We start from the raw sequence: 14,784 nt of genomic DNA, 5'->3' as shown, positions 1-14,784 counted from the left end.
TATTTTTCTTTTTAGTAAGGTGTTTTCGCGACGAAACAAACAAAAAATACATTTAGAGACGCATAATAGTCCAAAATATTATCCCATTGTGTGTAGATGGTTAAATCACGCTTGTTTTAGGGCTAATTTAAGACCGTTTACAGATAAAAAAAGCTTCCCTTCCTATTCATTTAATTGCCGGAAGGGAAGCTTTTTGTTTAAAAGACCTCCAAAATGCATCGAAAATATTTTACTGTTTACGTATGTTACTTGATTTCAATCTTTGCCTGCTGCTTTAATCTGTCCAGCAGGGAATCGGCATTTTGTTTTAATATGTCCAGTTTAATTTCAGGTTTTAATTCATTAAAATCAATTTCCTCGCCCTTTTTGATATCAGTAACCTTTATGATATGATATCCAAACTGGGTCGTTACAACATCGCTCACCTCTCCCACTTTTAAAGCAAAAGCCGCCTCCGCAAATGGTTCCACCATCTGGCCTTTTCTTGCAAAATAGCCAAGATCTCCGCCTTTTTTCGCGGATGGACAATCAGAATATTCTTCGGCAAGCTTGGCAAAGTCTTTTTTCCCTTCAGCGATCTCCGCTTTTACCTTTTCTATCTTTTGCTTTGCCTTTGCAAGATCTTCTTCACCCTGCAGGTTACGCGTATCTACTAAAATATGGCTGGCCTGCACCTCAGTGCCATCATATATCTGTCTGTTTTTTTCAAAATAGTCTTTTACTTTTGCATCGCTTACGGTATCGGCGAAGTATTTTTCCAAAGACAAAGAAATCGTAATATCCCTCTTTAAGTCTTCGATATTGCTGCCATGTGATTCCAATACTTCTTCCAGTGACTTTCCTTGCAGCCCGGGATTCAGTTTTATATCCTCACGAACTTTATCCAATTCCGTCTTCAGCGCATCATCACCGATTGCAACCTTATTCTCCTTGATAAATTGCAAAAACAACTTCTGTGCCACCAAACCATCAATTATCTGTTTTTCAACAGAAGCAATTCTGTCCGGTGGTAGCTGATTCTTAAATCTCTCTAGCACACGTTCCACCTCTGCCTTCGTAATGCTTTCACCATTAATAATAGCAACCACTTTCTTTGAATCATCTGTCTGTTTTGCTTCCGCTGTTTTTTCTTGTTGCTTTGGAGCGGCCACTTCTTTCTCTTTTGACGCCATGACAGAAGAGCTAAAGCAGATGCTTGCTATTCCACATAAAACAAACCCCAAAACCTTGCTACGGCACTTTAACATTTATTTCTCCTATTAAAAAACCATTATGTAACCTCTTTAACGTTTATCCACTTCATCATTTTTCGCAATTCTCTGCCAACTTTTTCAAGCTGGTGCTCTCTATCCTTCTTTTCCAGGGCGTTAAAACTTGGACGACCAGCCTGATTTTCCAATATCCACTCTTTGGCAAATTGCCCCGACTGTATTTCGCCTAATATACGCTTCATTTCTTTTTTTGTTTCTTCTGTAATGATGCGGGGACCACGGGTCAAATCGCCGTATTCTGCAGTATTGCTTACCGAATAACGCATATAACTAAGGCCGCCCTGATAGAAAAGATCCACTATCAGTTTGAGTTCGTGCATGCATTCAAAATAAGCCAGCTCCGGTTTGTAACCAGCCTCAACGAGGGTCTCAAACCCTGCCTTTACTAATGCAGATACCCCACCACACAGTACCGCCTGTTCGCCGAACAGGTCGGTTTCCGTCTCATCGGCAAAGGTAGTTTCTATCACCCCTCCTCTTGTGCCACCAACCCCGTGCGCATATGCCAATGCCTTTTCCTTTGCTTTTCCTGTAACATCCTGATGAATTGCCATAAGACAGGGAACTCCGCCGCCTTTTTCAAATTCAGAACGAACCAGATGACCTGGGCCTTTCGGCGCTACCATTATTACGTCTACATCGCTGGAAGGTACTACCTGGCCAAAATGAATATTAAACCCGTGGGAAAAACATAATGTCTTTCCCTTCGTGACGTGAGGCTTGATTTGCGTTTCGTAAATAATCCTTTGGGATTCGTCAGGAATAAGTATCTGGATAAAATCGCCCTCTTTTGCCGCTGCCTCAACACTCACCGGCTTAAACCCATGCTTAACGGCCAACTGATAGTTCGCCGTACCTTCTCTGGTAGAAACAATTACATCCATACCAGATTCCCTGAGGTTTTGCGCCTGAGCGTGTCCCTGACTTCCATAACCTATTACTGCAATCTTCTTTCCTTTTAAAACGCTTATATCAGCATCGTTTTCATAATATATTTTTATCATAACCCTTCCTTTTGTCTTTCAGTCAAATAATACCAATCACACTTGCTCTTTACCGTGCTCCTCTTGTGATTGCAATGCTCCCCGTTCTCACCAGTTCTTTTATTCCATATGGACGCAATAACGCCAGCATTGCTTCAATCTTATCCTCTATTCCGGCAATCTCGATGACAAGATCTCTCTGGCCAACATCTACAATCTTTCCTCTGAAAATATCCACAATCTCTATAATCTCGCCGCGCTTCCCGATAGGACAATTTATCTTCAGCAACATCAAATCCCGTTCGACAAACTCTTCATTGGTAAAATCGGTGATCTTGATAACGTCAATAAGTTTATTGATCTGTTTTCTTACCTGCTCCAGAATAGCGTCATCTCCCCTGACAACTATTGTAATCCTGGAAAGATCGGGATTTTCGGTCTCGCCCACGGCAAGACTATCGATGTTAAATCCTCTGCCGCTGATTAAGCCAGTAATCCGGGCAAGAACCCCAACCTTGTTCTCTACTAATACAGAAATAACGTGACGCATATCTATGGTACCATCCCTGAAAATCCGAAAAAAGCCAATGCCATAAGCCCTGTGCATATAAACGCAATGGGAAGCCCCTGTAAAGGTTTTGGTATGCTAAGCAACGCCAGGCGCTCCCTGATACCAGACATTAGTAATATGGCTACCGTAAAACCGATGCCCGCACCAAAGCCCTGAACAATTGCTTCTATAAACCCTAAATGTTGCGGAGAATCCGTAGTGTTTAAAAGCGCCACACCCAACACGGCGCAGTTTGTAGTAATAAGCGGCAAAAAGACGCCCAGACTGTCGTACAATGCAGGAACCATCTTGCGAAGCATCATTTCAACTAACTGTACGAGCGTTGCAATCACAAGGATGTAGCTGATCGTCTTTAACACCTCAATAAGCCCTGTTTCCCCAATGGAAGGGAAAACCATACCCACAATGTTCGCATCGCCAGGCAACAGAATATAATTGTATAAAATCCACGTAATAGCGGAAGCAAGCGTCATCACAAACGTTACGGCGGCGCCCATGCCAAGCGCCGAGGATGTCTTTTGAGAAACACCAAGGAATGGGCATAGCCCCAGGAATTTTGCCAGTACAAAATTATTTACAAAAACAACACTAACAATTATTATCGCTAACTCTTTAATCATTTTTCTGATAAACCTTCATCGATTTTTCACTCTTTAGTTGCTTTCTCCAGTTGAATAAACCCATGAGAAGACCCGTAATAATAAACGCACCAGGCGCCATAATCATTATTGAAGCAGGTTCATAGCGCTCAGACAGTTTTAATCCAAAAAGAGTGCCCGCCCCAAGCATTTCGCGTACACCGGAAACAAGACACAGGGATAAAGTCCATCCCAAACCAATACCCAAACCATCTAGTATGGAAACAAATGGTTTATTTTTATAAGCAAAAGCCTCCGCACGATACAAAATAATGCAATTGACTACGATAAGGGGGATAAATATTCCCAACGAGGCATTTATCTCCGTTGGCAAGTACGCCTTCATCATTAATTCGACAATCGTTACAAATGAAGCAATAACAACAATAAAGCAAGGGATTCTAATCTCGCGGGGAACATAAGGGCGGATGAGAGAGATGATAAAATTGGAAGACACAAGAACAAAGGTCGCAGCGCCTCCCATTGATACACCATTCTTTAACGAAGTTGTTACTGCCAGGCTTGGACAAATACCTAACACCAACACAAACAATGCGTTATACTTAAAAAGACCTTTTGAGAATTCCTGCCAATTACTTTGTGCCAATATTTTTTTCCTATTTAAAATTTTTTTTTAAAAACTAAACGTTTTAGGAATAAATGTCAAGGACAAATTAAGGCCTACGCTGGCATAGCCAGAACCAAACAAGCACGAAGCACGAAATACGAAACAAATTCTAATGACAAAATGATTTGAAATGCTAAACGAGCGCATCTTTCGTATTTCGTGTTTTGCATTGTTGCCTGTCTGTACGTAATCGCACGCAGACAGGGACATTTTGGATTTGTTTTGAATTTTATACTTTGTTATTAGAACCTTTATTAGTAATTTCTTTGCATTTTTTGGCAAAATATTTATAGTCAAACAGATAGTAACACGTTAGTCTTTTGAAAAACGTATTTCCTATAAGCTCCGTAGGAGCAACCTGTTTGTAGCAAGATAGGATACCACCATAGCAGATATTAGTACAAAAGAACCTTATTTTGTAGAAAGAGGGATTAAAAACGATGTCAAATACCTTTAACGCCAACTTTGCGGCAACCGCAATTGGAAGTCTTCCCCATGTTGATATAGAATGCGCCACCGACCTCATGTTTGAGACGCTCCGTGAAATTCCCTGCTGGGTCCAGTTGCCCAAATATGACCGCAGGGAAGATATGTGTATTCAATATACCGAAGGACTCCCGTGTATTAAAATAGATGCAGAAAAAAAGACGGTAAGTATTGATGATACGTACGATACGGCAGCCGGACTGGAAAAATTTTACGAGGCGTATTTAAAAAACGATCCTGATTTGTTTCAAATAAGCAGGGCGTGTTCTGTGGGATTTTATGCTATGCTGAAACGTCTTGACCAATCGCTTCCGGCGTCTCTTCGTGCGGTAAAAGGGCATGTTGTAGGCCCTGTTACCCTGGCAGGTTCTCTGAAACTTGATTCAGGCATTTTGGCGCTTTATAGCGACGAATTCTTTGATGTGATTGTTAAATTGTTGTCAATGAAGGCATACTGGCAATTTACCAAATTAGCCCGGTATAAACTTCCGGTGCTGATGTTTGTTGATGAGCCGTATTTAACCAGCTTCGGGTCTTCATTTATGAATATCAGCAGGGAGAAAGTCATTGGCGCCCTCAATGAGTTGTATGAAGGTATTCAGTCTCACGGCGGTTTAACAGGCTCTCATTGCTGCGGCAATACCGACTGGGCAATGCTTATGGAATCGAAGGTTGATATTGTAAGTTTTGATGCGTATGAGTTTATGGATAAGTACCTGATGTATTGGCGTGAAATAATTGCATTTATGAAAAGAGGCGGTTATCTGGCATGGGGAATCGTTCCTACGTCAGCAAAGATTGCGGACGTATCATTGGAGGACCTGGTAAAAAGACTTGAGGAAGGGATTCAATTTCTCGTAAATAAGGGATTACCGAAAACGTTGATTAAAGAGCGGTCGATGGTGACGCCAAGCTGCGGCGCCGGAACATTAACGATAGAAGAGGCTGAAAAGGTAATGCGATTGACGCGCGAAATTTCTGTAGTTATGAAGGAAAAGATGTAGAAAATGTTTTGCGCGATTTTGTGGGTCAAAAAAACCGTATTTTGTCTTATCCCATTATCAACTTACTTATCATGCAATTCTTTTAAAAGATCCCGAATCTTTTTCATATCTTCCCAAACCTTTGCTTTTTCGCCAGGATTTCTCAGGAGATATGCCGGGTGAAAAGTAGCCATGGTGGGAATGCCTTTATAATCATGGAATTTACCGCGAAGGAAACCTATGGGTTCTTTTGTGTTGAGTAACGTCTGAGCGGCAAAAGTACCCATGGCGCACAATACTTTAGGTTTTATTATATCAATTTGTTTCGTAAGCACGGGGATACACTGGGCAATTTCATCGGTAAGCGGGTTGCGATTCCCCGGAGGCCGGCATTTCAATATATTTGCAATATAAACATCACTGCGTTTCATATCGATTGCTTCTATTATTTTTGTAAGGAGCTGGCCAGCCCTGCCAACAAATGGTTCTCCCTGAAGATCTTCATCACGCCCTGGCGCCTCCCCTACAAACATGAGACTGGCCATGGGGTTTCCAGCGCCAAACACAAGATTTGTCCTCGTTTCGCCGAGAGGACATTTGTGGCAAACCAGCGTTTCGTTTTTGAGTTCTTCCAGCAATTTTGCCTTGCCTTCTTTTGGAAGTATCATTAAGGGTTTTTTATTGTTCGATTCTGTTTGGGGTGCAGAGATTTTTGGCATATCTTTTTTCTGTGTAATTGTTGTGGAGGATTTTACCCGATTGTTTTGTGCGTTAAGGGAAATTACCTCTACCCCGAATGTTTCTTCAAATGCCAGTCTCGCTTTGAGGTCTTTTACGATACCTGCTAATTCGGTTTTTAAATCCGGCATATTGATTCTAATAAGAGCCTTCCTGTAAAGCTTTTTTAATTTCCCCGAGTATTAATCGCTGCGCTTCTTTAATGCTTCCTTCTATTTCACAGCCTGAAGCGTATTTGTGCCCCCCTCCGCCAAATTTCATTGCAATCTTGTTTACATTAAAGCCGTTTCTGCTCCGCATACTTACTTTGACAAAACGAGATGACGTCACATCGCGGAATAATATCCCCACAGAAACCCCATCTATTGAAACAGGGATATCCGCAAATTCGTGTGTATCGATAGGATCAACCTTTGCTTCTTCCAGCATTTCTTTTGTAAGGAATACGGTAGCAACCTTATTATCCAAATGCAATTCTATTGTATTAAGTGCTTGCGCATACAATTGTAATAAGCGAAAGGAATTTGTGTTGTAAACATTTTTAGATATTTCCGCATGCCTTGCCCCATGTTCCAGAAGCAATGCCGCCGCCCGAAAGACAGCCGGGGTAGTATTGCTATGGGTAAATCTTCCGGTATCGGTCACAATGGCAATATATATCGCCGTGGCAATATCAGGGGTAATGGTAATATCCATTTCTTTAATAAGGGATAATATCATTTCTCCCGTGGAACTCATATCTTCAAGCACCCAGTTTATGTCACCAAAAAGCTCATTTGATATGTGGTGGTCGATGTTTATTATGGCGGCATCTTTTGGCAGGGAATCAGCAATCTTTCCCGTTCTGGCAAGCGTAGGACAATCTAGACAGAAAACTACTTCTGGTTTTTCTGGAGGAATATCCGGATAAATATACATTCCGGAGGTAGGGGTGATCCATTTATAAATGTTGGGAACGACAGATTCGTTCACAATGTAAACAGATTTATTCAATTGTTTAAGCACATAAAAAAGGGCTGTTTCTGAACCTAGCGCATCTCCATCTGCACGGACATGCGTGGTAATATAGAAACGTTTATGCTGATTGATTATTTTAACGATTTCGTCTTTACGTAGGGTCGTGTCGGAAGGTTTCATTTTTCATATATGGTATTTTTAAAATAATGAACAAACCAGATTTTAAAACAGTTGCAACTTATTGTCAAACCCTTTGCAAACTTCTTTTCAAGCCGTTCTTTTCACTTGCATTTCATTTTTATATACATTAACATTTTTGCCTGAGAATTTGTTGTTGTGTTGTACACTCACTCCATTTTATAGCGGGGAGAGAGGAGGATTTGTGATGGATAAAAAGGGCATCTGCGGTCAGGAAAAAAAGAATGAGAATTACCTTAAACGGTGAAATAAAAGAATGTCCTGCGGGGACTACTATCGAAAAACTGCTGGAGTTGTATACTATTGATAAGCATCGAACTGCAGTAGAGTTAAATGCACAAATTATCCCGCGTAAGGAGCATTCTTCCCGAATAGTAAAAGATACCGATGTGCTGGAAGTGGTTACTTTTGTAGGCGGCGGTTAATGCAAAAAAAGAGGGTACATGGATAAAAAATTAAAGATCGGCAGTCGTGAATTTACTTCCAGGCTTTTCGTTGGCACAGGGAAATACCCCACTCTTGATATAATGGCGAAGGCTTTAGAGGCCAGCGGCGCTGAAGTGATTACGGTTGCTGTCAGAAGGGCAAAAATCAACGAATCGGAATCCCTGTTCGATTACATTGATACAAATAAATACACCATTTTGCCCAACACGGCAGGATGTTATTCTGCCGATGAAGCAATCAGGGTTGCACACCTTGCCCGCGAAACAGGGCTATCCGACATGATTAAACTGGAAGTTCTAGGCGACGAGAGAACGCTTTTGCCAGACCCGATAGATACGCTGAAAGCAACTAAGGTGTTGGTCAATGAAGGTTTTACCGTACTGGTATACACTTCTGACGATCCTATTGTTGCGAAAAAACTGGAAGACGCCGGAGCTACCTGCGTTATGCCTGCGGGTTCTCCTATTGGGTCGGGACAGGGCATCCTTAACAGAAACAACATAAGAATTATTCTTGAATCCGCCAAAATCCCCATCATTGTTGACGCAGGTGTTGGTACTGCATCAGATGTTGCAATGGCAATGGAACTTGGCTGTGAAGGCGTGTTGTTGAATACCGGCATTGCCCATGCAAAAGATCCTGTGAAGATGGCAATAGCCATGAAATTGGCCTGCGAAGCAGGTCGCTTCGCCTATCTTGCCGGCCGTATCCCGAAAAGACTTTACGCAAAGGCAAGCAGTCCGGAAAAGGATTTTTAAATTTTTCCCCCGTCATATCATTTTCACGTACTCCAACATTGTTAACCTTCAAAAAAACAATTACTACTTCCCTTCCTATTATGAATAGAGACAATTAAATAAATATGCTTGCGAAAAGAATCATACCTTGTCTTGACGTCAAAGACGGGCGTGTCGTGAAAGGTACAAATTTTGTAAACCTGAAGGATGCGGGCGACCCGGTAGAAATCGCCTCTTTATATGATAAAGAAGGCGCTGACGAATTAACATTTCTTGACATTACCGCATCTCATGAGAAAAGGGATATTATTCTGGATGTTGTACGAAAGACGGCAGAACAGGTGTTTATTCCCTTTACTGTGGGGGGAGGGATTAGAAACATTGAGGATATTCGCCGGTTATTAAATGCAGGCGCTGACAAGGTTTCAATTAACACCGCTGCGGTAAAAAATCCTGAATTTGTCACGGAAGCTTCCAGAAGATTTGGAAGGCAGTGCATCGTGGTTGCCATAGACGTTAAGCAGGTACCAAATAATGCAAAATGGGAGGTATATATCAATGGCGGCAGAACGCCAACCGGATTAGACGCCGTTCGCTGGGCACTTGAAATGGAGAACAGGGGGGCGGGAGAGATACTTCTTACCAGCATGGATCATGACGGTACGAAAGACGGATACGGCATTGAGTTGAACAAAACGATCTCGGAATCGGTAAACATACCGATTATTGCATCTGGCGGCGCCGGAAAACGGGAACATTTTTATGATGTATTCACTGTGGGAAAGGCGGATGCCGCCCTGGCAGCATCGATATTTCATTACAGAGAAATTTCTATTCGGGAAGTAAAAGAGTATTTAATCGGAAAGAATATCGCAATAAGGAGAGGATGACAACATAAACGTCGGTGGTATACATGCATCTATAAAAATAAACCCGTGAGCATTTTGAATATATCAACATCCCTTGCCAGAATATGAAAAATGTCGGTAAGGATATGCAAAAAAGAGGTTTTTTACATCACAATAATATAAATCCCCTGCGACAGTTTCACGTCGCAGGGGATTTATTGGTAAAAGTAGACAATAAGCCGAGTCTTGTCGTGGGTGATCATTCATCTAGCCTCGCTGTTGCCAGCGAGATCTAACGGCCTACCCGAAGGTATAGCGAAGCGGGCAGCTTCATCCCTCCCTATTTGGCCTTTCTCCCAGTGGGGTTTGCCATGCCTCCAACGTCGCCGCCGGAGCGGTGGGCTCTTACATTAAGCCTTTCGGCCCCGCCATTTCACCCTTACCCCATCGAAAAAAAGATGAGACGGTATATTTTCTGTTGCACTTTCCTTCCCGTCGCCGGGACTCCGCGTTACGGAGCACTGCGCCCTACGGAGCTCGGACTTTCCTCCCGTCCAATAATAAATCCGAAGATTCATTATAACCGGCGATCACCTCGTCTACTTTTATACTTTTTTATAATTCTTCCCGATCATTGCCGCCGTCATCCAAATATAAAATGCGGCCGCAACTGTGGCAGTACGTGATATCTTTATTCGACATAAGCAGGTTGATTGTTTGAGATGTAACGGACATGAAACAACTCTGGCATACCTTATTTACAACACCCACTACAGCAATGCCGTCCTTGTTGTTTGTCAATCTGTTATATTGTTGCAATGTATTATTATCAAGGAGAGATGCGAATTTATTCCGTTTTTCTTTGAGCGCTGCAATTTCTGCATCCATTGCTTTCATATCGGTTTCTACCTTCTTTTGCAGTTCTATTAAAAGAACTTCTTCATGCGCAATTTCTTTTTCAAACGTGCTTTGCCGTTGCTGCATTTCCTCAAGCTTTGTTATCATTCCAAGTATGGCGTCTTCTATGAGAGATTTATCCGCTTCCTTCCCCCCGATCTCCGTCTTAAACGCACTGAATTCTTTATTCGTTTTTGCCTGATTCATCTGTACGTTTAATTTATCAATTTCTCCCTCTTTCGTTTTCAGTTCGAGTTCTTTCATGCCAATGCTCTTTTGATAATTCTTTATATCCCGCACAATATCTGCCAGTTCGTCCCTCTTTTTTTTAATTTCGCCCTTCTTTTTCTCTATATCATGGGCTCTGTATAGCTTATCGCCTTCCAACCTTTTCAGCTTGCTATCTATTGATTGTAATCTGCGAAGCGTCTCTATTTTTTCACTCATTGATTTCCCATCACTTTTATGAATAGTCCATATTGGATTTACTAAATCACATTTTAAATAGTACTGCCAATGCCATCCAAAAACCCTTCCAGCTTTCTGCTTCTGATCGGATGCTGTAATTTCCGCACCGCTTTTGCCTCTATTTGCCGCACTCTTTCTCTTGTTACCTTAAAAATCTTTCCAACTTCTTCCAGTGTATAGGTATAGCCGTCCCCTATGCCATAACGAAGTTTTATAATCTCCCTCTCACGGTATGTCAGCGTTTCCAGCACCGATTCAATCTTGTCTTTTAGCATTTCCTGTGTTGCCGCGGCAACCGGCGATTCTGCTTTTTCATCTTCAATAAAATCTCCGAAAGAACTGTCTTCGCTCTCGCCAACGGGACGGTCCAGCGAAATCTGATGCCTGGATATTTTCAGTACCCTTCTCGCCTCTGGCACGGAGATCTTTACCTCTCGTGCAATCTCTTCTATTGTAGGCTCCCGTCCTTTATCCTGTAACAGTTTTTTTGAAATATTACGTATCTTGCTCATGGTCTCGATCATATGTACGGGAATGCGGATAGTTCTCGCCTGATCCGCAATGGAGCGGGTAATGGCCTGCCGTATCCACCACGTTGCATAGGTGCTGAATTTATATCCGCGCCGGTATTCATACTTGTCCACTGCACGCATAAGCCCTGTATTTCCCTCCTGAATAAGATCCAGGAAACTCAGGCCGCGATTCCTGTATTTTTTCGCAATGCTAACCACCAATCTCAGATTTGCCCCTGAAAGCTTTCTTTTTGCCGACTCATGCTCCTTGTAAATACTTTCGATAGAAAGCAGGCGCCGTTTCAAACGCTCGCCCGTCTCCAAAACGGTATTCTCCAGAGCCAAATATTGTTCCTCTAATTCCTTGTAATGATTATTGGCTTTTGAGCGGCCATTTTTCTCTCCAATCTGTTGTTCAATCTGCTCCATTTCGAGCGCGATCTCCTGGAGCCGCTTCATCATCGGTTGTATTCTTTTTGTTCGAATATTAATTTCTTCGAGACGGCGGATGCCCTTCCGTCTTCTATTCCGGATCGTCCTTAACAGCTTTATTTTTTCTTTCTCCGGTGTTTGTTTTCGTTTCAGCCGCTGATAGTCTTCCTTGTTTTTTTGAATAATTGACCGTAAATACTTTGCGCTTCTGGGAAACTCCTCCAGAATGTCATCTTTGTAATTTTCGACCATTGCGTCAACTTTTAGCGTACGGTCAAAGGAAAGCTCCCCATTGTTTACATCCTCAACTATCTTCAAACAGGTCTGCAAAGAAAGGTCAGAATGCAAAACCTTTTTCAAAAACCCACGACGTGTAATCTCTATTTTTTTTGCAAGCATGATTTCCTCATCCCGCGTAAGCAGGGGAATCTCTCCCATCTGAGTTAAATACATCCGAACGGGATCATCTATCTTCTCCGTAACGGTGGGAGCCTCGCCAAATCCGAATTCTCCTTCCGAATAAGGTTCTGCTTCTTCAGTATCAACAACTTCACGACCTTCAATATCCGCCTCGTCAATCAGATCGATTCCCAGTTCGTCCAGCATCATCAAGATATCATCTATCTTTTCTGGCGGAATCTCTGCATCATCAGGCAACATATCGTTGAGTTCTTCGTAGGTTAAATACCCCTTTTCTTTACCCTTTTGCGTAAGTAGTTTGATTTTTTGATTCAAGTTTTCCATTCAGAGATTAGACCTCCCTATACTATTCATCTCATCCTATAAAATAAAGCGGGGAAATATTCATTTCGCCTGCCCCCTTAAACTTTATTTCATAATTTTAATGCAATTAAAAATGACGCTCGTATATCGCTTCGGCAAAATGTTTACCCATACCCTCGTTGCAAGCGCCATGAAAGCACTCTTAAGTCTTTTGAGAAACAAGAGATTGCTTCGCCGTACCACTCCTTGCAATGACATTGTTTGACGTATGCATTTTACAGAAATGATATACTAGGGTTTATTTTTTAACGCGTGAATATTTCTGCTCTTTTTATGATATTCTTCCAGCAGCATAACAATATCTTCTTCTTTATGAGAAGACCGTGCAGTTTCCAGCATCTTTTTCTTTGTAGTATGAATATCCCTTCTTCTGTTTCGTCTTTTGAAGAAAAGAATACATGCCTCCAATCTATCGCTGTAATTGGTCATGCCTTGAAATTCCCGGGTAGTCACAATGTCTATCAGCAACTTATTCAGCCGCGCGTCGCCAACTGAATGCAGTACATCTTCCTCTCTGACTGCCTTGTTTTCCTGATATATTTCTACTATTCTTCCCGCTATCTCAAGGAAATCTTTGTTATCAAACTCTTCCAGAATCTTTTCGTTTATTATCCGTGGTATAAGGCTGTTGCAAGATAACATCAAATATAAAATTTCCCGTTCAGCCATAGAAGAAGCATCCAGCCGCTGCTTTGTTTTCTGGTTATTGTTATTGGCAGGAACAGAAAGAGGCCTTTTAACATTTTTTATATGTGACCACAAGGCTGCTTCATCGATAGACATTTCTTCTGAAATTAATTTGATAAGCAGGTTGCGTTTTATAGCATCAGGCATCTTCATGGCTGTTGCAAGCACATTATTAAGAGCATTTGCCTTGCCATGTACGGTGGACATGTCCCATTTAGTTGCGGCAAATTCTATCTTAAAGTGAAAAAAGTCCTTTGCACTATCGATATATGATAAGAACTTTTCGGGACCTTCCGCCAGTAAAAAATCACATGGGTCATATCCCTTCGGCAATTGAGCAATTTTTATATCAAATTCCTCTTCGATAAAGATATCCAGGTTTCTGTCCGAGGATCTTTGACCGGCACTGTCCGCGTCTAAAAGAAGTATTACCCGACTGCAATATTGTCTCAAAATCCTGAGATGTTGTTTTGAGACAGCAGTCCCAAGTACCGCCACAGCCCACTCTATTCCGTGCTGATGCGCCATTATTACATCGGTGTACCCCTCCATGAGAATTACCTTTTGTTGTTTTAATATGGCGCTTTTCGCAATATCAATGCCGTACAATATATTACTCTTATTAAAAAGAACCGTCTCCGGGGAGTTTAAATATTTTGGCAGGGAATCATCCAGCGCCCGCCCTCCAAAACCCACCACCTGCTTTCTTACATCCAGTATTGGAAATATCAGTCTGTCCCGAAAGCGGTCATAGTAAGAATCGCTCTCCCTTTTTTGTATAATTAATCCTGCCTGTTGCAAACGGGGCATCGAAACATTGCCCCCTTTGCCCATTTTTACCAACGAATCCCATTCTGCCGGAGCATAACCAAGGCAAAAGTTTTTGACAGATTGGTCGTTTATCTTCCGTTTCAACAAATAGTCTCTGGCCTTTTTCCCCTTCATTGCATCAAGCAACATCTTCTGATAAAAGGTTGCGGCAAACCGGGTTGTTTCGTACAGATGCGTCTTTTTTGAAGAAGAAAGGGACGCTTCTTTCGCATATATTTGAGCAAGGTCGACACGTGATTTTGATGCAACCAGTTTCACGGCCTCTACAAAATCCATCCCTTCCTGTTTCATGACGAATTGAAAAACGGTACCACCTTCCCCACACCCAAAGCATTTGAAAAGTTTCTTATCAGGGTTAACAAAAAAAGAAGGGGTTTTTTCTGAATGAAAAGGGCACAAACCAATAAACTCCTTACCGCTCTGCTTTAATTGAATGTATTCTGAAATGATCTGAACTATATCTGCGGCAAACTGAATTTCTGCAATCTTTTCTTGTGGAATAAAATGTACCATTGAATTGGCGATAGGTAAGGTGATTTATTTTATTTGCGCTATCTTAAACTTTTTAATTATATCAACATAACAGTCAATGTCAATACATTGGGACATAATTGTCAAGACAATTTAAAACACTTGTAATTCTATAATTTTATGATTTAATAATGGTGTTTATCGATCAAAACCAAATT

14 protein-coding genes and 1 other RNA gene are annotated in these 14,784 nt (G+C 41.7%); 4 read left to right on the top strand and 11 right to left on the bottom strand.

Going from position 1 to position 14,784, the window contains the following annotated elements:
• Window positions 1-245: 245 nt before the first annotated feature.
• From ABJL82_RS11660 to ABJL82_RS11640, 5 genes are read right to left on the bottom strand one after another with little or no spacing between them, the layout of a single operon-like run.
• On the bottom strand, window positions 246-1,247 hold the full coding sequence (locus tag ABJL82_RS11660; RefSeq protein ID WP_347274860.1) for a peptidylprolyl isomerase: 1,002 nt from the start codon (window positions 1,245-1,247) through the stop codon (window positions 246-248).
• 23 nt (window positions 1,248-1,270) lie between these two features.
• The gene (gene ilvC, locus ABJL82_RS11655; RefSeq protein WP_347274859.1) at window positions 1,271-2,275 is read right to left on the bottom strand and encodes a ketol-acid reductoisomerase; all 1,005 of its coding nucleotides are present in this window, start codon (window positions 2,273-2,275) and stop codon (window positions 1,271-1,273) included.
• 49 nt (window positions 2,276-2,324) lie between these two features.
• Window positions 2,325-2,804 (bottom strand): acetolactate synthase small subunit, encoded by a 480-nt coding sequence (ilvN, locus tag ABJL82_RS11650; RefSeq protein WP_347274858.1) that lies wholly within the window; start codon window positions 2,802-2,804, stop codon window positions 2,325-2,327.
• Between the two features lie 2 nt (window positions 2,805-2,806).
• On the bottom strand, window positions 2,807-3,445 hold the full coding sequence (locus tag ABJL82_RS11645; RefSeq protein ID WP_164995581.1) for an RnfABCDGE type electron transport complex subunit A: 639 nt from the start codon (window positions 3,443-3,445) through the stop codon (window positions 2,807-2,809).
• Window positions 3,438-4,073 carry an electron transport complex subunit E gene (locus ABJL82_RS11640; RefSeq protein ID WP_164995784.1) on the bottom strand — a complete coding sequence of 212 codons (636 nt, stop codon included), beginning with the start codon at window positions 4,071-4,073 and terminating at the stop codon, window positions 3,438-3,440. The genes ABJL82_RS11645 and ABJL82_RS11640 overlap by 8 nt, the downstream gene beginning before the upstream one ends.
• A gap of 458 nt (window positions 4,074-4,531) precedes the next feature.
• Here ABJL82_RS11640 and ABJL82_RS11635 point away from each other — a divergent pair, with 458 nt between their 5' ends.
• Window positions 4,532-5,581 (top strand): hypothetical protein, encoded by a 1,050-nt coding sequence (locus tag ABJL82_RS11635; RefSeq protein ID WP_347274857.1) that lies wholly within the window; start codon window positions 4,532-4,534, stop codon window positions 5,579-5,581.
• 62 nt (window positions 5,582-5,643) lie between these two features.
• Here the strand turns inward: ABJL82_RS11635 and ABJL82_RS11630 are convergent, their stop codons facing one another.
• Window positions 5,644-6,429 carry a uracil-DNA glycosylase gene (locus tag ABJL82_RS11630; RefSeq protein WP_347274856.1) on the bottom strand — a complete coding sequence of 262 codons (786 nt, stop codon included), beginning with the start codon at window positions 6,427-6,429 and terminating at the stop codon, window positions 5,644-5,646.
• A gap of 7 nt (window positions 6,430-6,436) precedes the next feature.
• Window positions 6,437-7,435, bottom strand: coding sequence for a bifunctional oligoribonuclease/PAP phosphatase NrnA (locus ABJL82_RS11625; RefSeq protein WP_347274855.1), 999 nt, complete (start codon window positions 7,433-7,435; stop codon window positions 6,437-6,439).
• Between the two features lie 242 nt (window positions 7,436-7,677).
• Here ABJL82_RS11625 and thiS point away from each other — a divergent pair, with 242 nt between their 5' ends.
• The 3 genes from thiS (at window position 7,678) to hisF (ending at window position 9,527) form a co-directional block, all read left to right on the top strand.
• Window positions 7,678-7,878: a sulfur carrier protein ThiS gene (gene thiS, locus ABJL82_RS11620; RefSeq protein WP_347274854.1), complete on the top strand. Its 201-nt coding sequence runs from the start codon at window positions 7,678-7,680 to the stop codon at window positions 7,876-7,878.
• 18 nt (window positions 7,879-7,896) lie between these two features.
• Window positions 7,897-8,658 carry a thiazole synthase gene (locus ABJL82_RS11615; RefSeq protein ID WP_347274853.1) on the top strand — a complete coding sequence of 254 codons (762 nt, stop codon included), beginning with the start codon at window positions 7,897-7,899 and terminating at the stop codon, window positions 8,656-8,658.
• 104 nt (window positions 8,659-8,762) lie between these two features.
• Window positions 8,763-9,527 (top strand): imidazole glycerol phosphate synthase subunit HisF, encoded by a 765-nt coding sequence (gene hisF, locus ABJL82_RS11610; RefSeq protein WP_347274852.1) that lies wholly within the window; start codon window positions 8,763-8,765, stop codon window positions 9,525-9,527.
• A gap of 178 nt (window positions 9,528-9,705) precedes the next feature.
• Here hisF and rnpB read toward each other — a convergent pair.
• The 4 genes from rnpB to dnaG all read right to left on the bottom strand — a co-directional run bounded on the left by rnpB (window position 9,706) and on the right by dnaG (window position 14,608).
• Window positions 9,706-10,091: RNase P RNA component class A (gene rnpB, locus ABJL82_RS11605), an RNA gene on the bottom strand.
• 9 nt (window positions 10,092-10,100) lie between these two features.
• Window positions 10,101-10,829 carry a C4-type zinc ribbon domain-containing protein gene (locus tag ABJL82_RS11600; protein ID WP_347274851.1) on the bottom strand — a complete coding sequence of 243 codons (729 nt, stop codon included), beginning with the start codon at window positions 10,827-10,829 and terminating at the stop codon, window positions 10,101-10,103.
• Between the two features lie 53 nt (window positions 10,830-10,882).
• A complete protein-coding gene (gene rpoD / locus ABJL82_RS11595) occupies window positions 10,883-12,538 on the bottom strand; it encodes an RNA polymerase sigma factor RpoD (RefSeq protein WP_347274850.1) in 1,656 nt (551 codons plus the stop codon).
• A 270-nt stretch (window positions 12,539-12,808) separates the two neighbouring features.
• The gene (dnaG, locus tag ABJL82_RS11590; RefSeq protein WP_347274849.1) at window positions 12,809-14,608 is read right to left on the bottom strand and encodes a DNA primase; all 1,800 of its coding nucleotides are present in this window, start codon (window positions 14,606-14,608) and stop codon (window positions 12,809-12,811) included.
• Window positions 14,609-14,784: the final 176 nt, after the last annotated feature.

This window comes from Candidatus Kuenenia sp. (genome assembly GCF_039794105.1).
GTDB lineage: Bacteria > Planctomycetota > Brocadiia > Brocadiales > Brocadiaceae > Kuenenia.
The sequence above is the reverse complement of the archived record's forward strand: the minus strand, read 5'-3'. Positions and strand labels throughout refer to the sequence as shown.